Source organism: Sphingomonas sp. Leaf25, assembly GCF_001421635.1.
Classification (GTDB): Bacteria; Pseudomonadota; Alphaproteobacteria; order Sphingomonadales; family Sphingomonadaceae; genus Sphingomonas.
In genome coordinates this window covers 117,226-135,497 of sequence record NZ_LMKU01000033.1, presented here as the reverse complement: position 1 = coordinate 135,497, position 18,272 = coordinate 117,226, and the positions used below count along the sequence as shown (strand labels likewise).

Annotated in this window: 20 protein-coding genes; 12 read left to right on the top strand and 8 right to left on the bottom strand. The window is 66.5% G+C overall.

Features of this window, described 5'->3' with window-relative positions:
* Nucleotides 1-149 precede the first annotated feature (149 nt).
* The 3 genes from sucC (at nucleotide 150) to ASE78_RS15660 (ending at nucleotide 3,229) form a co-directional block, all read left to right on the top strand.
* Nucleotides 150-1,349: an ADP-forming succinate--CoA ligase subunit beta gene (gene sucC / locus ASE78_RS15670; RefSeq protein ID WP_056498369.1), complete on the top strand. Its 1,200-nt coding sequence runs from the start codon at nucleotides 150-152 to the stop codon at nucleotides 1,347-1,349.
* 204 nt (nucleotides 1,350-1,553) lie between these two features.
* Nucleotides 1,554-2,303 (top strand): electron transfer flavoprotein subunit beta/FixA family protein, encoded by a 750-nt coding sequence (locus tag ASE78_RS15665; RefSeq protein ID WP_056498367.1) that lies wholly within the window; start codon nucleotides 1,554-1,556, stop codon nucleotides 2,301-2,303.
* Nucleotides 2,300-3,229, top strand: coding sequence for an electron transfer flavoprotein subunit alpha/FixB family protein (locus tag ASE78_RS15660; RefSeq protein WP_056498366.1), 930 nt, complete (start codon nucleotides 2,300-2,302; stop codon nucleotides 3,227-3,229). Before ASE78_RS15665 ends, ASE78_RS15660 begins: the two co-directional genes overlap by 4 nt.
* Before the next feature lie 100 nt (nucleotides 3,230-3,329).
* On the opposite strand, the gene ASE78_RS15655 is transcribed toward ASE78_RS15660, so the two are convergent.
* Nucleotides 3,330-3,845: a hypothetical protein gene (locus tag ASE78_RS15655; protein ID WP_056498363.1), complete on the bottom strand. Its 516-nt coding sequence runs from the start codon at nucleotides 3,843-3,845 to the stop codon at nucleotides 3,330-3,332.
* A gap of 99 nt (nucleotides 3,846-3,944) precedes the next feature.
* Between ASE78_RS15655 and ASE78_RS15650 the strand changes: the two genes are divergently transcribed.
* Complete coding sequence (locus ASE78_RS15650) at nucleotides 3,945-5,216, top strand: dipeptidase (protein ID WP_056498362.1); 1,272 nt, start codon at nucleotides 3,945-3,947, stop codon at nucleotides 5,214-5,216.
* On the opposite strand, the gene dapD is transcribed toward ASE78_RS15650, so the two are convergent.
* From dapD to mnmA, 3 genes are read right to left on the bottom strand one after another with little or no spacing between them, the layout of a single operon-like run.
* Nucleotides 5,194-6,012, bottom strand: coding sequence for a 2,3,4,5-tetrahydropyridine-2,6-dicarboxylate N-succinyltransferase (dapD, locus tag ASE78_RS15645; protein WP_056498360.1), 819 nt, complete (start codon nucleotides 6,010-6,012; stop codon nucleotides 5,194-5,196). The two genes, ASE78_RS15650 and dapD, sit on opposite strands and share 23 nt — an antisense overlap.
* A complete protein-coding gene (locus ASE78_RS15640) occupies nucleotides 6,009-6,671 on the bottom strand; it encodes a pyrimidine 5'-nucleotidase (protein ID WP_056498358.1) in 663 nt (220 codons plus the stop codon). Before ASE78_RS15640 ends, dapD begins: the two co-directional genes overlap by 4 nt.
* Before the next feature lie 40 nt (nucleotides 6,672-6,711).
* Complete coding sequence (mnmA, locus tag ASE78_RS15635) at nucleotides 6,712-7,806, bottom strand: tRNA 2-thiouridine(34) synthase MnmA (protein WP_056498356.1); 1,095 nt, start codon at nucleotides 7,804-7,806, stop codon at nucleotides 6,712-6,714.
* A 116-nt stretch (nucleotides 7,807-7,922) separates the two neighbouring features.
* Between mnmA and ASE78_RS15630 the strand changes: the two genes are divergently transcribed.
* From ASE78_RS15630 to ASE78_RS15620, 3 genes are all read left to right on the top strand, one after another.
* Nucleotides 7,923-8,192, top strand: coding sequence for a hypothetical protein (locus ASE78_RS15630; RefSeq protein ID WP_082448549.1), 270 nt, complete (start codon nucleotides 7,923-7,925; stop codon nucleotides 8,190-8,192).
* 102 nt (nucleotides 8,193-8,294) lie between these two features.
* Nucleotides 8,295-8,597: a DUF1153 domain-containing protein gene (locus ASE78_RS15625; RefSeq protein WP_055762336.1), complete on the top strand. Its 303-nt coding sequence runs from the start codon at nucleotides 8,295-8,297 to the stop codon at nucleotides 8,595-8,597.
* A 109-nt stretch (nucleotides 8,598-8,706) separates the two neighbouring features.
* On the top strand, nucleotides 8,707-8,958 hold the full coding sequence (locus tag ASE78_RS15620) for a GlsB/YeaQ/YmgE family stress response membrane protein (protein WP_055762331.1): 252 nt from the start codon (nucleotides 8,707-8,709) through the stop codon (nucleotides 8,956-8,958).
* 72 nt (nucleotides 8,959-9,030) lie between these two features.
* Here the strand turns inward: ASE78_RS15620 and ASE78_RS15615 are convergent, their stop codons facing one another.
* Nucleotides 9,031-11,019, bottom strand: a complete 1,989-nt coding sequence (locus ASE78_RS15615) for a GAF domain-containing protein (protein WP_056498354.1) — start codon at nucleotides 11,017-11,019, stop codon at nucleotides 9,031-9,033.
* Nucleotides 11,020-11,124: 105 nt separating this feature from the next.
* Nucleotides 11,125-11,667: a peptide-methionine (S)-S-oxide reductase MsrA gene (gene msrA, locus ASE78_RS15610; protein ID WP_055762325.1), complete on the bottom strand. Its 543-nt coding sequence runs from the start codon at nucleotides 11,665-11,667 to the stop codon at nucleotides 11,125-11,127.
* 71 nt (nucleotides 11,668-11,738) lie between these two features.
* Between msrA and galE the strand changes: the two genes are divergently transcribed.
* From galE to ASE78_RS15585, 5 genes are all read left to right on the top strand, one after another.
* Complete coding sequence (galE, locus tag ASE78_RS15605) at nucleotides 11,739-12,737, top strand: UDP-glucose 4-epimerase GalE (RefSeq protein ID WP_056498351.1); 999 nt, start codon at nucleotides 11,739-11,741, stop codon at nucleotides 12,735-12,737.
* 31 nt (nucleotides 12,738-12,768) lie between these two features.
* Nucleotides 12,769-13,344 carry a pyridoxamine 5'-phosphate oxidase gene (gene pdxH / locus ASE78_RS15600; RefSeq protein ID WP_056498350.1) on the top strand — a complete coding sequence of 192 codons (576 nt, stop codon included), beginning with the start codon at nucleotides 12,769-12,771 and terminating at the stop codon, nucleotides 13,342-13,344.
* A complete protein-coding gene (locus tag ASE78_RS15595) occupies nucleotides 13,341-14,300 on the top strand; it encodes a cation diffusion facilitator family transporter (RefSeq protein ID WP_056498348.1) in 960 nt (319 codons plus the stop codon). The genes pdxH and ASE78_RS15595 overlap by 4 nt, the downstream gene beginning before the upstream one ends.
* Nucleotides 14,297-15,079, top strand: a complete 783-nt coding sequence (locus ASE78_RS15590; RefSeq protein WP_056498346.1) for a PhzF family phenazine biosynthesis protein — start codon at nucleotides 14,297-14,299, stop codon at nucleotides 15,077-15,079. The genes ASE78_RS15595 and ASE78_RS15590 overlap by 4 nt, the downstream gene beginning before the upstream one ends.
* A 115-nt stretch (nucleotides 15,080-15,194) precedes the next feature.
* Nucleotides 15,195-16,181 (top strand): LLM class flavin-dependent oxidoreductase, encoded by a 987-nt coding sequence (locus tag ASE78_RS15585; RefSeq protein ID WP_056498345.1) that lies wholly within the window; start codon nucleotides 15,195-15,197, stop codon nucleotides 16,179-16,181.
* Nucleotides 16,182-16,185: 4 nt separating this feature from the next.
* Here the strand turns inward: ASE78_RS15585 and ASE78_RS15580 are convergent, their stop codons facing one another.
* Nucleotides 16,186-17,571, bottom strand: coding sequence for a sensor histidine kinase (locus ASE78_RS15580; protein ID WP_055762307.1), 1,386 nt, complete (start codon nucleotides 17,569-17,571; stop codon nucleotides 16,186-16,188).
* Between the two features lie 10 nt (nucleotides 17,572-17,581).
* Nucleotides 17,582-18,271, bottom strand: a complete 690-nt coding sequence (locus ASE78_RS15575; protein ID WP_055762304.1) for a response regulator transcription factor — start codon at nucleotides 18,269-18,271, stop codon at nucleotides 17,582-17,584.
* Nucleotide 18,272 lies beyond the last annotated feature (1 nt).

Here is an 18,272-nt window from a genome sequence, read left to right as displayed (position 1 = left end):
CCGCGTCCACAACTGGCGTCTTGGTAAAAGCATTTGCGACGCAATTGCATTAATGCGCTTTCGGACTGGATTCGCCTGCGCGCATGTGCTTTACGCGCGTCAACTTCGCAAACTTGCGTACAACCACCCGAGAGGCGGAAGGCAACGTCATGAACATTCACGAATATCAGGCCAAGGAACTGCTGGCGAAGTTCGGCGTGCCGGTCCCGCAGGGCTTCGCCGCGCTCACCGTCGACGAAGCCGTCGAGGCCGCCAGCAAGCTCCCCGGGCCGCTGTATGTCGTCAAGTCGCAGATCCACGCCGGCGGGCGCGGCAAGGGCAAGTTCAAGGAACTGGCCCCCGACGCCAAGGGCGGTGTCCGTCTCGCGTGGAACCTCGACGAAGTCCGCGCGCACGCCACGGACATGCTCGGCAACACGCTGGTCACGATCCAGACCGGCGACGCCGGCAAGCAGGTCAACCGCCTGTACGTGACCGACGGCGCGAACATCGCGCAGGAATTCTACCTCGCGCTGCTCGTCAACCGCGCGACCGGCCGCGTGTCGATGGTCGCCTCGACCGAAGGCGGCATGGACATCGAAACCGTGGCGCATGACACGCCCGAGAAAATCCACTCGATCGACATCGATCCGGCGACCGGCTTTCAGGCCCACCACGGCCGCGCCGTCGCCGCCGCGCTCGAACTGAAGGGCGATCTCGCCAAGCAGGCCGCCAGCGTCGCGTCGAAGCTGTACGATGCGTTCCTCGGCACCGATGCCGAGCAGATCGAGATCAACCCGCTGGCCGTCACCGAGGAAGGCCAGTTGGTCGTGCTCGACGCCAAGGTCGCGTTCGACGGCAACGCCATGTTCCGTCACAAGGACCTGATGGAACTGCGCGACACGACCGAAGAGGACGCGATGGAGCTGGAGGCGTCGAAGTACGACCTCGCCTACATCAAGCTCGACGGCGACATCGGCTGCATGGTCAACGGCGCCGGCCTCGCCATGGCGACGATGGACATCATCAAGCTGAACGGCATGTTCCCGGCCAACTTCCTCGATGTGGGCGGCGGCGCCAACAAGGAGAAGGTGACGGCGGCGTTCAAGATCATTCTCGCCGATCCGGCGGTGAAGGGCATCCTCGTCAACATCTTCGGCGGCATCATGAAGTGCGACATCATCGCCGAGGGCATCGTTGCCGCGGCGAAGGAAGTGAATTTGTCGGTGCCGCTGGTCGTCCGTCTGGAAGGGACCAACGTGCAGGCCGGCAAGGACATCCTCGCCAATTCGGGTCTGGCGATCGTTCCGGCCAACGACCTTGGCGACGCCGCCAAGAAGATCGTGGCGGAAGTGCAGAAGGCGGCCTGATCGCCTTCGCGCGCAAGCGAACCGAAAGGGGTCCGGGCGGAAACGTCCGGGCCCTTTTTCGTTGGGTGGCTGGGTGATTCGGTCTAGGGTCGCCGCCTGTCGCACCCGCGACCCGGCCTTTCCGTACCGGACTTGCGAAAACCACGCAGTACCGCCACAGAAACCGCCGACGTCGCCGTGCAAGAATTTTGAGAGGGAGTGCCCATGAAGGTGCTGGTGCCGGTCAAGCGCGTGCTTGACTATAATGTGAAGCCCCGCGTGAAGGCCGACGGGAGCGGGGTCGACCTCGCCAACGTCAAGATGAGCATGAACCCGTTCGACGAGATCGCGGTCGAGGAAGCGATCCGTCTGAAGGAAAAGGGCGTGGCGACCGAGATCGTCGTCGTCTCGATCGGCGAGCAGAAGTCGCAGGACACGCTGCGCACTGCGCTGGCGATGGGCGCCGACCGCGCGATCCTCATCACCAGCGAGACGAAGGTAGAACCGCTGGGCGTCGCCAAGCTGCTGAAGGCGGTGGTCGACGAGGAGCAGCCGGGTCTGGTGATCCTCGGCAAGCAGGCGATCGACGACGACAACAACCAGACCGGGCAGATGCTGGCGGCGCTCACCGGCTATGCCCAGGGCACCTTCGCCAGCAAGGTCGAGGTGACGGGCGAGAGCGTGCATGTAACGCGCGAGGTCGATGGCGGGCTGGAGACGGTCGCGCTCAAGCTGCCGGCGATCGTCACGACCGACCTGCGTCTCAACGAGCCGCGCTATGCCTCGCTGCCCAACATCATGAAAGCCAAGTCCAAGCCGCTCGCGGCGAAGACGGCGGCCGATTACGGCGTCGACGTGACCCCGCGGCTGACGACGGTGAAGGTCGAGGAACCGGCCAAGCGGCAGGCGGGTGTCAAGGTCGCCGATGCCGACGAACTGGTAGCCAAGCTCAAGACGCTGGGAGTGGTCGCATGAAGACGCTGGTTTGGGTCGAACACGACGGCTCGGTCGTCAAGGACGCCACTTTCGCCGCCGTTACCGCCGCTGCGAAGCTCGGCGACATCGATCTGCTGGTTGCGGGACAGGGTGTCGATAGCGTGGCACAGGCCGCGGCGCAGATCGCCGGTGTCGCCAAGGTGCTGGTGGCCGACGACGCCGCCTTCGCGCACAACCTCGCGGAAAACGTCGCTCCGCTGGTCGTCGAACTGATGGGCAGCCATGACGCCTTCATCACGGCGGCGACCACCACCGGCAAGAACATCGCGCCGCGTGTCGCCGCGCTGCTCGACGTGATGCAGATCAGCGAAATCCTGTCGGTCGAGGGGCCGGACAGCTTCACCCGCCCGATCTATGCCGGCAACGCGATCGCGACGATCAGGACCAGCGATCCCAAGCTGGTGCTGACGGTGCGCGGAACAGCGTTCGACAAGGCGGAAGCGACCGGCGGTTTGGCGAGCGTCGAGGCCGTCGGCTCGACCGGGGACAAGGGCGTATCGAGCTTCGTCGGTTCGGAAATCGCCGCATCGGAACGGCCCGAGCTGACCAGCGCCAAGATCATCGTGTCGGGCGGTCGCGCGCTCGGATCGGAAGAGCAGTTCCATGCGCTGATCGATCCGCTGGCCGACAAGCTGAACGCGGCGGTCGGCGCATCGCGCGCGGCGGTGGATGCGGGCTATGCGCCCAACGACTATCAGGTCGGCCAGACCGGCAAGATCGTCGCCCCCGAAGTCTATATCGCGGTCGGCATCTCGGGCGCGATCCAGCATCTGGCGGGGATGAAGGACAGCAAGGTCATCGTCGCGATCAACAAGGACGAGGATGCGCCGATCTTCCAGGTCGCCGATGTCGGGCTGGTGGGCGACCTGTTCACGCTGGTGCCGGAGATCACCGCGAAGTTGTAAGGCACGTAGCGGAGCTACGCGCCGGTGCGCGACGGTGAAGCCGTAGCGCATACAACGGCGACGGCCGGCGTCGCCATAGCGACGACCGACGACGCGGGATTTACTCCCGCGTCGTCCCTCCCGGAACCGCCACCGGCAAAGGCACCGCCGGATCGAGCGGGATCGCCACCCGCTTGGCACGTTCGGCCTTCGACGGGCCGCGCTTCGCGCCACGCATGACATCGCCGATCAACTTGCCGACGTCCTTGTATTCGCCCGGCTCCTCGCAGCAGCTATTCGGATCGATCAGCTTGCCCAGCGCGCGGACGAGGAACACGCCGCCGCCGATCATGTCGACGCCGGTGGTGCAGCCCTGCGACAAGGTGGCGCAGGGCGGTGCGGCGGCGGCCATCGCTCCGGCACCATCGGTATAGGGGTTCGACGCGAGCGGCCGGTCGGGCGGCGTACGTTCGGCGGGAATCGGAATATGCGGATCGCGTGCCTGTTCGCCGCACACCAGAATTTCGTCGTCCTGCGAATGGCGCCGCTGCGATGCACAGGGATCGACGAGGATCGAGAACCGTTCGGGCGGCGGGACGGCGGTCTGGCCAAGGGCGATCAACAGCAGCGCAAACATCGAACGGCCTCCCCAACAGGGTTTCCGTGACCAAAGCACGGCGTACCACCTGGGGTAAAGCGCTTGTCGTGCCGCATGGCCGCACGGTAGCCTGACGCCATGATGTTCGCTCCCCTGCTGTTGCTGGCTGTGCAAGCCACCGCCCCGACGCCTGCCGATCGCGCGCGCGCCGAGCGCGTGCTCGCGCGACACCCGATCATCGACGGGCACAACGACCTGCCATGGGAATTGCGTGACGGACATGGCGCGGCTGTCGAGACGGTCGATTTGACCGCCGATACAAGCCGGATCGATCACCCGCTCCAGACCGATCTCGCCCGGCTGGCGAAGGGCCATGTCGGCGGGCAATTCTGGTCGGTGTGGATTCCGGCGACGACCACCGGACCGCAGGCGGTAGAGACGACGATCGAGCAGATCGACATCGTCCGGCGGATGATCGCCGCGAACCCTACCCGGATGGCGCTGGCGACGGATGCCGCCGACATGGCGCGAATCGCCCGGAGCGGCCGGATCGCGTCGCTGATCGGCGTCGAGGGCGGACACCAGATCGACGGGCGGCTGTCGGTGCTGCGGCAATATCGGGTGCTCGGCGTGCGCTACATGACGCTGACGCACGGCAAGAGCGTCGGCTGGGCGGACAGTTCGACCGATGCCCCGCAAGCGAACGGGCTGACCGGGTTCGGGCGACAGGTGGTGGCGGAGATGAACCGGCTGGGGATGCTGGTCGACGTCGCCCATGTATCCGACGCGACGATGGCGGCGGTGCTGGCGGTGAGCAAGGCGCCGGTGATCGCGTCGCACTCCAACGCGCGCGCATTGGCCGACCGGCCGCGCAATATTCCCGACGCGCTGCTCGCCGCAATCGGGCGGAACGGCGGCGTGGTGATGGTCAACGCCTATCCGGCTTTCCTGTCGGCGCAGTGGAACGCATGGGACAATGCCCGCAGCGCCTATGCCAAGACGCAGGGGCTGCCGACCAACCGCTATGGCGCGCGGGCACCGGCGGCGATGCAGGCATGGGACGCGGCCAATCCCGCACCGCGCGTCACGGCGGCGACGATGGCCGACCATGTCGAGCATATCGCCCGGATCGCGGGCCGGGCGCATGTCGGCATCGGCGGCGACTATGACGGAATTTCCGGCACAGGTCCCGAAGGGATGCAGGGGGTCGACGGCTATCCGCTGCTGTTCGCCGAACTGGCACGGCGCGGCTGGAGCGATGCCGATCTCGCCGCGCTGGCGCAGGGAAATATCCTGCGCGTCCTAGCGCGGGCGGAGGCGGTGGCGACGTCGCTGGCGACCGAGAAGCCGGTCGATGCGACATGGTCCCTTGCCCCCGCCGCCCCGATCAATCCCGCAACAGGTCGTTGATGCTGGTCTTGGACCGGGTCTGCGCATCGACCCGCTTGACGATCACCGCGCAGTAGAGCGCGGGCTTGCCGTCGCCGCCACCGATCGAACCGGGGACGACCACCGCATAGGGCGGCACTTCGCCACGAAACACTTCGCCGGTCGCGCGGTCGATGATCTTGGTCGACGCACCCAGATAGACACCCATCGACAGGACCGCGCCCTCGCCCACGCGGACGCCCTCGGCGACTTCGGCGCGGGCACCGATGAACGCACCGTCGCCAATGATGACCGGATCGGCCTGCAACGGTTCGAGCACACCGCCAATGCCGGCCCCGCCCGAGAGATGGACGTTCTTGCCGATCTGCGCACACGACCCGACCGTTGCCCAGGTATCGACCATCGTGCCTTCACCGACATAGGCGCCGATGTTGACGAAGCTCGGCATCAGGATCGCGCCTTTGCCAACGAACGCGCCGCGCCGTACGATGCTGCCCGGCACCGCGCGGAAGCCCGCCTCGCGGAAGCGATGCTCGCCCCAGCCGGTGAACTTGCTCGGCACCTTGTCGAACCAGTTGGTGCCACCGGGGCCGTCCATGATCTGGTTGTCGTTCAGCCGGAACGAGAGGAGCACCGCCTTCTTGAGCCACTGGTTAACCTGCCAGCCGTCGCCCACCGGTTCGGCGACGCGCGCCTCTCCCGAATCAAGCAGCGCCAGCGCCGCGTCGACCGCCTCGCGCACCTCGCCCTGCGTATGGACGGTCAAGTCGGCGCGGGCATCCCACGCGGCATCGATCTGGGCGGCTAGGTCGGTCATGATTCCTCCACGAAGCGTAACCACGCGACGAGATCGTGCGTGGTGTAATCGATATGGTCGTAGGCCTCGACCGGCCCCTGTTCGGAACCGTTGTCGACCCACAAGGTCGTCATCCCCGCCGCCTTGGCCGGCACGAGGTTGCGCGCCATGTCCTCGGCGAACAGCGCCTGGGCGGGGTCGATCTCCCATGCGGCGCACAGCCCTTCATAGGCGCGGACATGCGGCTTGGGGTGATAGGCGGTGGCATGAATGTCGTGGATGCCGGCGAAACTGTCCGACAGGCTGAGCTTGTCGAGCACCCGGCCGGCATAGTCGATGTCGCCGTTGGTGAAGATCAGCTTGCGCCCCGGCAGCCCGGCCAGCAGGCGCGGCAGATCGGGGTCGGGCACCAGCGGCGACAGATCGATGTCATGCACGAAGTTCAGGAAATGGTGCGGATCGACCTGATGCTCGGTCATCAACCCCGACAGGCTGGTGCCGTGCGCATGGAAGTGCATCTTCTGGACCCGGCGCGCTTCCTGCGCGTCGCAGTCGAGCAGGTCGCAGATATACTGCCCCATGCGCGCCTCGATCTCGGCGAACAGGTTGCACGACGCCGGATACAGCGTGTTGTCGAGATCGAAGATCCAGTCACGGACATGAGCGAGCGCGGGCAGCATCGGACGCGGGCCTTAGGCGGCAGCGGCCCGCGCGGCAAGCTCAAGCCGCTTGCGTCCGCTCGATCCAGCCGCCGCCGAGCACCCGGTCACCGGCATAGAGCACCGCCGCCTGGCCCGGCGCGACGCCATATTCGGGCGCGTCGAACACCAATTGGTCGCCATGCAGTTCGGCGGGGACGGGCTTGGCCATCGATCGCACCTTGGCGGTCAGCGGCCCGACGTGATCGCCGCCGATCCAATTAATGTCGGACAACAGTGCCCCGCCCACCGCCAGCGCGCGGCGTGGGCCGACGACCAGCCGCTTCGTCTCCGGCTCCAGCCGCACGACATAGAGCGGTTCGGCAAGCCCGCCGATCTCAAGCCCGCGCCGCTGGCCGACGGTATAGCCGACGAGCCCGCCATGACGGCCGAGCACTTGGCCCTCAAGGTCGACGATGTCGCCGCCGTCGTTCGCTTCCGGGCGTAGTTTGCGGACCAGCCCGGCATAGTCGCCATCGGGGACGAAGCAGATGTCCTGGCTGTCGGGCTTGCCGGCGACGCCAAGGCCCAGTTCGGCGGCGATCTCGCGTACCCGCGCCTTGGGCATGCCACCCAGCGGAAAGCGCAGGAAATCGAGCTGGTGCTGGGTCGTGGCGAACAGGAAATAGCTCTGGTCGCGCGCCGGATCGACCGCGCGGTGCAGTTCGGCACCCGCAGGCCCCAACACCCGGCGGATGTAATGGCCGGTGGCAAGGCAGTCCGCACCGAGATCGCGCGCGAGCGCGAACAGGTCGGTGAACTTCGGCCCCATGTTGCATTTCACGCAAGGGATCGGGGTGCGTCCGGCAAGATAGGCATCGGCGAAATCGTCGATCACCGTCTCGCGAAAGCTCGTCTCGTGATCGAACACATAATGCGCGATGCCCAGACGATCGCACACCGCGCGCGCATCGCGAATGTCGCGTCCGGCACAGCACGATCCGGCACGTCCCACCGCCGCACCGTGATCGTAGAGTTGCAGCGTGACGCCGATCGTCTCCGCGCCGGTCGCATGTGCCAGCGCGGCGACGACCGAACTGTCGACGCCGCCCGACATGGCGACGACGATTCGGCGCGCGGCAAGGGGCGGGTCGAGTTGAAAATCTGCGGCGGTCATTGCGCGTCAGATAGGCGCTTGCGCGATCAGTTGCAAAAAATGACGATATTTACCGGACCTTCAACACTGTGGGCGCATGACGCTGTTTCTAAAGGACGTTGGTTGGGACGGTTGGTTTGGATCTGAGTTTCGCCCGCTTCGATCGTGGCACCGCGATCACGGTACTGCCGACCGATCTGGCGGTATTGCTGGCGGCCGTGACCGGACGCCAGGCAGCCAGCCAGACGGCGCGGTTGCAGACACGGCTGGCGTGGAAACGCGCGCCGGTATCGTTGCTGCATCCCGCCGACGGGGCGTTCGATGGCTGGACGGCGGCACTGCTCGCGTCATCCGTCGCGCCGTGGGACCCGCCCGTCGCACCACGGCAGGCAAGGGACTGCGAATGAATACGATATTTACCTAACCGATTTAAACCATGTTTAAAGGCAACCGCGTATGACCGCGACAACAGGTTTCCCGGGGCACCGCCACCCCGTTCGAGGTCCAGTATGATTGAGAACCAGAAAATCCGTCCGGCAAAAGTGATCGGTCCGCTCGGCGAGCCGCTGACGGTCGATTCGCTGCCCCCGCCCGAAACGACTCGCTGGGTGGTGCGGCGCAAGGCGGAGGTCGTCGCGGCGGTGAACGGCGGATTGCTCAGCATCGACGACGTGTGCGATCGCTACAATCTGTCGGCGGAAGAGTTCGCCAGTTGGCAGCGTGCGGTCGACCGGTCGGGCATGCCGGGACTGCGCGTCACCCGAATCCAGCACTATCGGTCGCTCTACGACCGGCAGCAGCGAAAATATTGAAACCCCGCTCAAAACGGGAGCGGAACAAGCCAGCCCATCAAGAGTCTTTCCCTCAGTACGCCCGGTACGAATACTTACTGTGGCGCGGCATCAAATGGAGGGACGGACCATGGGATTCATCATCTGGCTTATCGTAGGTGGCGTCGTGGGCTGGCTGGCCAGCATCATCATGCGGACTGACGCACAGCAGGGTATCCTCCTGAACGTCATCGTTGGCATCGTGGGTGCGGTGATCGCCGGTTTCGTCACCGGAACCAACATCAACAACGGCATCACCGTGATGAGCTTCGTCTATTCGCTGATCGGCGCGGTCGTGCTGCTGGCGATCGTGAATCTCGTTCGTCGTGGTGCGGTGCGCTAAGCACCGAGCGAACCCACCGGGTTCAACGCGGGCCGCTCCTGATGGGGCGGCCCGTTTTCTATGACACGATGGTCAGCCGCCGGTAAGTTCGCCGAGCGTCGCCCGCATTTCGGCCCGAACGCCAGCCGGTTCATAGGCGATCGTGCTGCCACCAGTTCCCGCCAGTCCCAGTCCCAGCAGTTTCGTGCCGAAACCGCGCCGCGCAGGACACGTCACTGCCGGACCGCCCTGTTCCTGCCAGACAAGCGTCAATACCTCGTCCTCGACCTGCCATGTCAGCACGACACGGCCGGTTGCGTTCGACAGCGCACCATATTTGACCGCATTGGTCCCCAGTTCGTGGAGGATCAGCGCCAGTCCCAGCGCGGCACGGGCGCCCAGCGCCACATCCGGTCCGCCCAGCGTGATCCGGTCGTCACAGCCGAACACCGCGATCACCTGCCGCACGGTCGACCGCAGGTCCGCGCCGACCCAGTCGCGATCGACCAGCACGTCGTGCGCGATGCCCAGCGCCTGCAACCGCTTTTCGAACGCATCGAGCGGGGCACGATCGACCAGCCCGCGCAGCGTCTGCGAGGCGATTGCCTGCACCATCGACAAGGTATTCTTCAACCGGTGCGCCAGTTCGTGGATCAACAGGCTCTGCTGCTTCTCCGATTCGACCTGCGCCACACCCACCTCGACCCGGTCGGCGACCTTGCGCAGAAACCCCAGTTCCTCGGGCGTCCAGTGGCGCGCAGTCGCGTGATGCGCCATGAGGATCGCAACGACCCGCCCGTCGCGGCGTACCGGCATCTTCACCAACGCTCCGACCTGGATCGATTCGAGCATCGCCAGATACGGCATGCTACGCGAATCGAGTCGGACGTCGTCGATCGCGATCGCGTCGCTCTGGGTCAGTGGATCACACAGCGGCCCGAAATCGGCGAGCCGGTGCCGGCCAGTGATCTCCGACACGCCCGGCGCGCTCCAGCCGGGGCCGACGTCGATGAACGTCGTCGTCGAATCGATCCGGCCAAACGCTGCTCGCACCAGTCCCAGTGTTTCGGCGACCATCGTCGTCGCGGCCCGGGTGACATCGGCGATGTCGTGACAGTCGCGCAGCGCGTCGCCGAGACGGATAAGCGCCGCCTGTCGTGCCGCCGCCGCCAGTTCCTCGGTGGTATCGTGAAGGATCACCCCGAACCGGTCGCCCTCGATACGAAAGCAGCGTCCACGGAACCAGCGCCCGCGCGATGGCGCATGGTGGACGAAGCCGACCGGCTTGCCATCGGCCAGCAACCGGTCGAGATCGTGCGTCCAGTGCGCGGGGGCGCTGACGTCCAGCGTGCGGCCGGTACGCGCCAGCATCGTCGCGCGATCGAAGCCCGACAGCGCGAACCATGCCGGATTGGCATCAAGATAGCGCCAGTCGACGACCTTTCCGCCCGCGTCGCGGATCACTTCGCCCAACGCGAAGCCGTCGCCGATATTTTCGAACAGATGCTGCCAGCGGCGCTCCTCACTCGACAGACGACGTTCGGTGGCGACGATCCGCGCAAGCGCCGCGTCGCGTTCGGCCAGCGAACGGCGCAGGTCCAGCGTCGTCACCACCTGCCGCGCCAGACGGCGAAGCGTGTCGGCCTGCGCGGCGGTCAGGCCGTGGGGCCGGGGAACCGTGTCGAGCACGCAAAGCGTTCCGATCGCCGTTTTGTCGTCGCCGACCCGCAGTGGCACCCCGGCATAGAAGCGGACCTGCGGCCCATCGGTCACGATCGGGTTGGCGCACGTCCGCGGATCGGCGGCCAGATCGCGGATTTCGACGAGGTCGGACGAATGCAGTGCATGGATGCACAGCGCGTAATCGATCGGCGTCCCGTCGAGATCGGTCCCGGTCCGGGCCAGGAACCGCTGCCGTTCGGTTTCGATCAGGGTAACCAGCGCCACCGGCGCAGCGCAGGCGTCGGCCGCGAGCAGAACCAGATCGTCCTGTGCCGGATCATGCCATGCGCAGTTCAGACGATAGGCATCGATCGCGTCCAGACGCCGTCGCTGCTCCGCCGAATCGGTCATCGCCCCCATCACACCGCCCCCTGCCGGCCGATCCGGGCGTAGCAACTCCACTCGGTACAGACAAGGGTCGCGCCGAAACTGGCACGACCCTTGCAAAACTTCAAAACTTAACGCCTATGCGTCGGTCGTGGTGCGCGACCGGGCGGCGAAGCTCTTGCGCAGCTTCTGCAACTTGGGCGGAATGATCGCGAGGCAGTACGGATTGCGCTGGCCTTCGCCTTCCCAATATTCCTGGTGATAGTCCTCGGCCGGATACCAGGTCGTCAGCGGTTCGATGGTGGTGACGATCTTGCCACGTCCCTCACCCGCCCGCTCGATTCCCGCACGCGCCTCGGCTTCCTGATCCGCATCGTGCGGGAAGATCGCCGAGCGATATTGCGTGCCGATGTCGTTGCCTTGGCGGTTGAGCTGCGTCGGATCATGAGTCGCAAAAAAGATGTCGAGCAGATCGTGATAGCCGACCACTTGGGGGTCGAACGTCACTCGGATCGCTTCGGCATGACCGGTGTCACCACCGCATACCTGCTTGTAGGTCGGGTGTTCGGTCGTGCCGCCGATATAGCCGCTTTCGACCTTCTCGACGCCGATCACGTCGCGGAACACCGCTTCGACGCACCAGAAACATCCGCCCGCGAACGTCGCGACTTCGGTAGCCATGGGATACTCTCCTTCGTACAGAGAGCCATGTAGGCGCGCGCTGCGCCGGTACAATCGGGGACGGAAACGCAATGGCGAACGGCAAGGTTCTGGTGACGGGCGGTGCGGGCTATATCGGCAGCCATGCCGTGCTGGCGCTGCTGGATGCGGGGCATGAGGTCGTGGTGGTCGACAACCTCGTCACCGGTTTCGACTGGGCGGTCGATTCGCGCGCCTCGCTGGTCGTCGCCGACATCGCCGACGACACGGCGGTGCGCGCCGCGATTCGCGATCATGGCGTGTACGCCATCCTGCATTTCGCCGGATCGGTCGTGGTGCCCGAATCGGTCAGCGATCCGCTCAAATATTATCGTAACAACACCGCCGCCTCGCGCAGCCTGATCGAAAGCGCGGTCGCCGAAGGGGTGAAGCATTTCATCTTCTCCTCGACCGCCGCGACCTATGGCATCCCCGAGGTCGTGCCGGTGCGCGAGGATTCGCCCAAGCGCCCGATCAATCCCTATGGCATGTCGAAGCTGATGACCGAGATGATGCTGGCCGACGTCGCCGCCGCGCATCCGATCAACTATGCCGCGCTGCGCTATTTCAACGTGGCGGGTGCCGACCCCAAGGGTCGCAGCGGCCAGTCGACGGCGGGGGCGACGCATCTCATCAAGGTCGCGGTCGAGGCGGCGACGGGCAAGCGCGGCCATGTCGGCGTCTATGGCACCGACTTCGCGACGCCCGACGGCACCGGGGTGCGCGACTATATCCATGTCAGCGATCTCGCCGACGCCCACGTCCATGCGCTCGACCTGCTGATCGCCGATCCAAGCCAGAGCCACACGATGAACGCGGGCTATGGCCGGGGCTATTCGGTGCTCGAGGTGCTCGACGCGGTCGACCGCGCGACCAACCAGACGATCAACCGCCGGCTGGAGGGTCGCCGCGCGGGCGATCCCGACGCGCTGATCGCCGACAATGGCGCGATCCTCGCCAAATTGCCGTGGCGGCCGGCGCATGCCGATCTCGACCAGATCGTCGCCGACGCGCTGGGCTGGGAGCGCACGCTCGCCGAACGGGCGGGATGAAATCGAGGCGAAAAGGGCGTAAGGGGCCGGCATGACCGACCCCTTCGCCCTGTTCGACGACTGGTTCGCCGAGGCCCGCGCTTCGGAACCGAACGACCCCAATGCCATGGCACTGGCGACCGCCGATGCCGCCGGCCACCCTTCGGTGCGGATGGTCTTGCTGAAAGGCCATGGCCCCGACGGGTTCGTGTTCTACACCAATCGCGAGGGCCGCAAGGCGGGCGATCTGGCGGCCAATCCGCATGTCGCGCTGCTCTTCCACTGGAAGTCGCTGCGCCGGCAGATTCGCATCGAAGGGCCGGTTGCGCTGGCCAGCGATGCCGAGTCGGATGCCTATTTCGCCTCGCGCGGGCGCGACTCGCAACTGGGCGCATGGGCATCGGACCAGTCGCGTCCGCTCGACGCGCGCGAGACGTTCGAGGCGCGGTTCGATGAGGTACAGGCACGATTCGAGGGACGCGACGTGCCGCGCCCGCCGTTCTGGGGCGGCTATCGCGTGACGCCGGAGCGAATCGAGTTCTGGCAGGACCGGGCGCATCGCCTGCACGAACGCCGGCTGTTCACTCGCGACGGCGATGGCTGGCGCGAGGGCTTGCTGTTCCCATGACCGAGACCGAGCGCAAGCGGGTGATTCCGCTCGCCACGCGGGCCGCCATCGCATCGGTGACGATGGCGCTGTTCCTGCTGGGGCTGAAAGGCTTTGCCGCATGGCATACCGGGTCGGTCGCGATGCTCGGCAGTCTGGCCGACACCGCGCTAGACCTGCTCGCGTCGCTCGTCACGCTCTACGGGGTGCGACTGGCGGCGACGCCGGCGGACCATGACCACCGTTTCGGCCATGGCAAGGCAGAGGCGCTGGCCGCGCTGTTCCAGGTGATGCTCATCACCGCGTCGGCGGCGGGCATCGGCTGGCGCGCGATCGCTGCCTTCGGCGCACCCGGCGAAACACAGGACGTCGAGTTCGGCATCGGCGTGTCAGTGATCGCGATGATCGCTACCTTCGCGCTGCTGGCGTATCAGAAATCGATCATCGCGCGTACCGGATCGGTCGCGATCCGCGCCGACAACGTCCATTACCAGAGCGATCTGCTGCTCAACCTCGCGGTCATCATCGCGATGATGCTCGATCAGGTGTTCGGAGTGCGCGGGGCCGATCCGGTGATGGGCATCCTGATCGCGCTGTGGTTGGGCTGGGGCGCGTTCCAGGCGTCGAGCCAGGCGATTGACCAGTTGATGGACAAGGAATGGCCCGAGAACGAACGCCGCGCCTTTCTCGACGTGGCGGCGCGGCAGGAGGGCCTGCGCGGCATCCATGACTTCCGCACCCGCCGTTCGGGCAGCCACGACTTCGCGCAATTCCACATGGAGGTCGCGCGCGATATGACCGTCGCCGACGCGCACGACGTGGTCGAAAATGTCGAGCGGGCACTGCGTCGGGCGTTCCCCAAGGTCGAGGTGCTGATCCACCTCGACCCCGAAGGCCATGTCGATACCGACAATCCGCTGGTCGAGGCCGATGTGACGCCGCACTGGTTCGGCAAGCGTATCGGGAATTATGGATGACATTGCCCTTTACCGTGGTCGACGCCTTTGCCGACCGGCCGTTCACCGGCAATCCGGCAGCGGTGATGGTGTTGACGGCATGGCCCGACGATGCGTTGCTGCGTGACATCGCCGCCGAGCATAATCTGTCGGAAACCGCCTTCGCCGTGGCGACGGGCGGTGACGCTGACTATGAACTGCGCTGGTTCACCCCGACCGTCGAGATCGCGATGTGCGGCCATGCGACGCTGGCGAGCGGCCATGTGCTGATCGGCGAGCGCGACGAGGTTCGTTTCGCCACGCGCAAGGCAGGCGTGCTGACCGTTGCGCGCGATGGCGCGGGCTATACGCTCGACCTGCCGGTGACGCGGGTGGCCGCAGCGCCCGATCCGGCGCTGCTGGCGGCGCTGGGGTGCGAGGGCGAGGTGTTCGCCAGCATCAGCGGCGCGCAGGCCACCAGCATCATCCTGTTGCCCGATGCGGCGGCGGTGCGCGGTTGCGCGCCCGACATGCGCGCACTGGCGGCCTGTGGGGTGATGGCGATTGTCACCGCACCCGGCGACGTCGCCGATGTCGTCAGCCGGGTGTTCGTGCCCACGTGGGGCGTGGACGAGGACCCGGTGACGGGATCGGCGCATGCCGCGCTCGCCCCCTTCTGGGCGGAGCGGCTGGGACGCGAGCATTTCACCGCGTTTCAGGCGAGTGCGCGTGGCGGGCATCTGACGGTCACGCTGGCGGGCGAGCGGGCGGTGCTGGGCGGTGGGTGCGTGACGGTGATGCGGGGCGAGTTGCTGGTCTGAGACTGGACCGGAAGACGGGTTTCCCTGCCCCCCGCCGCCCACGAACGATCGTTGCTTTCAACCGGCCAAGCCTTGCTTCGGTAGCAATCCGCAACCTGCCTCCCATCTATTTCGAATGACCCGTTATTCGATGCTCGATCTCGTGCCGATCCGTGCAGGTGGCACCCCGGCGCAGGCCATGGCGCAGGCCGCCGACCTTGCCGCCCATGCCGAAGCGCTCGGCTATCACCGTTACTGGGTGGCGGAACATCACGGCATGGCCGGCATCGCCAGCGCCGCGACCGCCGTGGTGATCGGCCATATCGCCGCTGCGACCAACACCATTCGGGTCGGCGCGGGCGGCATCATGCTGCCCAACCATGCGCCGCTGACGATCGCCGAACAGTTCGGGACGCTGGATGCGCTCTATCCCGGCCGGATCGATCTGGGGCTGGGCCGCGCGCCCGGATCGGACCAGATCGTCGCCCGCGCGCTGCGCCGGACGCTGGAAACCGATCCCAACGCCTTTCCGCAGGATGTGGTCGAGCTGCAGCGCTATTTCGCGGGTGACGACCGTACCGGCATTCGCGCGGTGCCCGGCGCAGGAGCAAAGGTCGACCTCTGGATATTGGGGTCGTCGCTGTTCGGGGCGCAACTCGCGGCGATGCTGGGGCTGCCCTATGCGTTTGCGTCGCACTTCGCGCCCGCCGCGCTCGATCAGGCGCTGGAGGCGTATCGCCGCAACTTCCGCCCGTCCGCCATACTCGACAAGCCGTATGCGGCAGCCGCCTTCAACGTGCTGGCGGCAGACAGCGATGACGAAGCACGGCTGCTCGCCAGTTCGACCGAACAGATGTTCGTCGCGATCCGCACCGGCAAGTCGATCGAACTGCCACCACCGGTCGCGGATTATCGTGCGCAGATCGGGCCGCAGGGCAACACGATCCTGAACCACGTCCTCGAATGTTCGGCGATCGGCGGGCCGGAGACGGTGCGGGCCGGTCTGGCGGCGTTTATTGACCGTACGCATGTCAACGAGGTGATCGTAACCGGCGCGATGTTCGATCCCGCGGCACGCAAGCGCAGCGCCACCATCGCAGCCGAGGCGATGCGCGGCCTGTAGCGGATCAGGCGGCGGGTAGCCGGAGCCGGACGAGCAGCCCGCCCAGATCCTCGCTCTCCTCGAGCGAGGCGGTGCCTTCGTAGATTTCGGCGACGTCGCGCACGATCGCGAGGCCGAGGCCGGTGCCAGGCTTGCCCGAATCGAGCCGCACACCGCGATCGAAGATGCGCTGCCGGTCGGCAGCAGGGATGCCGCGCCCGTCATCTTCGACCAGCAGTTCGACGAAGCCGGCATCGGCGCGGACGGTGACGAACACGCTGCCCCCGCCATATTTGGCGGCGTTCTCGACGAGGTTGCCGAGGATTTCGTCGAGGTCCTGCCGTTCGATCCGCGCGATCAGGTCCTTCTGGCCATCCACGTCGATGCGGACGTTGGGATAGAGCCGCGCCACCGCGCGCTCGACCGCCTCGACCGAGGTCCAGACCTCGGCGCGGCTGTGCGCCGATCCGCGCCGCCCGACCGCGCGGGCGCGGGCCAGATGATGGTCGACCTGCCGCCGCATCGTCCGCGCTTCGCGGATCACCGTGTCGGCGAGGTCGGCCTGTCCGGCGGCCGAGGCGTTCATGATGACGGTGAGCGGTGTTTTCAGCGCATGGGCAAGATTGCCGGCATGGCGGCGGGCTTCCTCCGCCTGCCGGTCGTTGTGTTCGACCAGCGCGTTCAGTTCCTCGACCAGCGGCGCGACTTCGGCAGGCATGCTGCCCTCGACCCGTGCGGCCTGTCCCGCGCGCAGCTTGGAGATGGCGTCACGCACCGCGCGCAAGGGGAGCAGCCCATACCATGTCTGGAGGGCCGCCATCACGATCAGCCCCAGCCCGAGCAGCGCGAACGAACGCACCAGCGTCTTGCGCAAGGCATTGATCTGCTGGTCGAGCAGGTCGCGCGCCTCGGCCACCTGGAACCGCCACACGGTGTTCGATCCGGGCAGCGTCAGGTCGCGCTCGACGATGCGCAGCTTCTGATCGGGGAAAGGTTTCGCGTCATAGACGCGCAGGTCATTGCCGATCTTGGCCGGATTGCCGGGCAGCCGCCGGTCCCACAACGAGCGCGACGGGAACGGATCGAACCCCTCGCCGCTCACCTGCCAATACAGGCCCGAATAGGGTTCGAGGAACCGCTGGTCCGATAGCTGGCGGCTGAACGTCACCTGCCCGCTGGTGTCGATCTCGGCCGAGACGATCAGCGAGGTCAGGATATAGTCGAGCTGGTCGTCGAAGTTGCGGGTGATCGCGCCGGTCAGCACCCGGTCGAGCGCGAAGCCGCCCCCGGCGAGCAGCAGCATGATCCAGCAGGCGGCGATGACGATCATCCGCCGCGACAGCGATCCCGTCACCTGCACATAGCCGCGCGAGTCGGCGGCACGGGAGGCGGGATCGCTTGCTTTGGTCATGGGCGTCGCGTCAGGCTTCCGCGCCGGCGGGCTTGGGCGCGCCGGGTTCGTCGAGGCTGTAGCCGAGCCCGCGGATGGTGGTGATGACGTCGGCGCCCAGCTTCTTGCGGATGCGCGTCACGAACACCTCGATCGTGTTCGAATCGCGGTCGAAGTCCTGATCGTAGATATGTTCGATCAGTTCGGTGCGGCTGACCACCTTGCCCTTGTGGTGGAGCAGGTAGCTGAGCAGCTTGTATTCCTGCGCGGTCAGCTTCACCGGCTCGCCCGCCTTCGTCACCTTGCCCGAGCGCGTGTCGAGGCGGATGTCGCCGGCGGTCAGCTCGGCCGAGGCGTTGCCCGAGGCGCGGCGGATCAGCGCGCGGAGCCGCGCGATCAGTTCCTCGGTCTGGAACGGCTTGGCGACATAGTCGTCGGCCCCGGCATCGAGCCCTGCAACCTTGTCCGACCAGCTATCGCGCGCGGTCAGCACCAGCACCGGGGCGGTCCGCCCTTCCTTGCGCCAGCGGTCGAGCACGGTCAGCCCATCGACCTCGGGCAACCCCAGGTCGAGGATGATCGCGTCATAGGTTTCGGTGCTGCCGAGGAAATGCCCTTCCTCGCCATCGGTCGCGAGGTCGATGGCATAGCCCGCCCCCTCCAGCGTGGCGCGCAACTGGCGGCCGAGATTCGGTTCATCCTCGACGATCAGGACGCGCATC

Excerpts from the sequence above, each read along its gene's own strand:
- sucC (WP_056498369.1), top strand. The coding sequence starts at position 150 with ATGAACATTCACGAATATCAGGCCAAGGAACTGCTGGCGAAGTTCGGC.
- ASE78_RS15665 (WP_056498367.1), top strand. The coding sequence starts at position 1,554 with ATGAAGGTGCTGGTGCCGGTCAAGCGCGTGCTTGACTATAATGTGAAG.
- ASE78_RS15660 (WP_056498366.1), top strand. The coding sequence starts at position 2,300 with ATGAAGACGCTGGTTTGGGTCGAACACGACGGCTCGGTCGTCAAGGAC.
- ASE78_RS15655 (WP_056498363.1), bottom strand. The coding sequence starts at position 3,845 with ATGTTTGCGCTGCTGTTGATCGCCCTTGGCCAGACCGCCGTCCCGCCG.
- ASE78_RS15650 (WP_056498362.1), top strand. The coding sequence starts at position 3,945 with ATGATGTTCGCTCCCCTGCTGTTGCTGGCTGTGCAAGCCACCGCCCCG.
- dapD (WP_056498360.1), bottom strand. The coding sequence starts at position 6,012 with ATGACCGACCTAGCCGCCCAGATCGATGCCGCGTGGGATGCCCGCGCC.
- ASE78_RS15640 (WP_056498358.1), bottom strand. The coding sequence starts at position 6,671 with ATGCTGCCCGCGCTCGCTCATGTCCGTGACTGGATCTTCGATCTCGAC.
- mnmA (WP_056498356.1), bottom strand. The coding sequence starts at position 7,806 with ATGACCGCCGCAGATTTTCAACTCGACCCGCCCCTTGCCGCGCGCCGA.
- ASE78_RS15625 (WP_055762336.1), top strand. The coding sequence starts at position 8,295 with ATGATTGAGAACCAGAAAATCCGTCCGGCAAAAGTGATCGGTCCGCTC.
- ASE78_RS15620 (WP_055762331.1), top strand. The coding sequence starts at position 8,707 with ATGGGATTCATCATCTGGCTTATCGTAGGTGGCGTCGTGGGCTGGCTG.
- ASE78_RS15615 (WP_056498354.1), bottom strand. The coding sequence starts at position 11,019 with ATGGGGGCGATGACCGATTCGGCGGAGCAGCGACGGCGTCTGGACGCG.
- msrA (WP_055762325.1), bottom strand. The coding sequence starts at position 11,667 with ATGGCTACCGAAGTCGCGACGTTCGCGGGCGGATGTTTCTGGTGCGTC.
- galE (WP_056498351.1), top strand. The coding sequence starts at position 11,739 with ATGGCGAACGGCAAGGTTCTGGTGACGGGCGGTGCGGGCTATATCGGC.
- pdxH (WP_056498350.1), top strand. The coding sequence starts at position 12,769 with ATGACCGACCCCTTCGCCCTGTTCGACGACTGGTTCGCCGAGGCCCGC.
- ASE78_RS15595 (WP_056498348.1), top strand. The coding sequence starts at position 13,341 with ATGACCGAGACCGAGCGCAAGCGGGTGATTCCGCTCGCCACGCGGGCC.
- ASE78_RS15590 (WP_056498346.1), top strand. The coding sequence starts at position 14,297 with ATGACATTGCCCTTTACCGTGGTCGACGCCTTTGCCGACCGGCCGTTC.
- ASE78_RS15585 (WP_056498345.1), top strand. The coding sequence starts at position 15,195 with ATGACCCGTTATTCGATGCTCGATCTCGTGCCGATCCGTGCAGGTGGC.
- ASE78_RS15580 (WP_055762307.1), bottom strand. The coding sequence starts at position 17,571 with ATGACCAAAGCAAGCGATCCCGCCTCCCGTGCCGCCGACTCGCGCGGC.
- ASE78_RS15575 (WP_055762304.1), bottom strand. The coding sequence starts at position 18,271 with ATGCGCGTCCTGATCGTCGAGGATGAACCGAATCTCGGCCGCCAGTTG.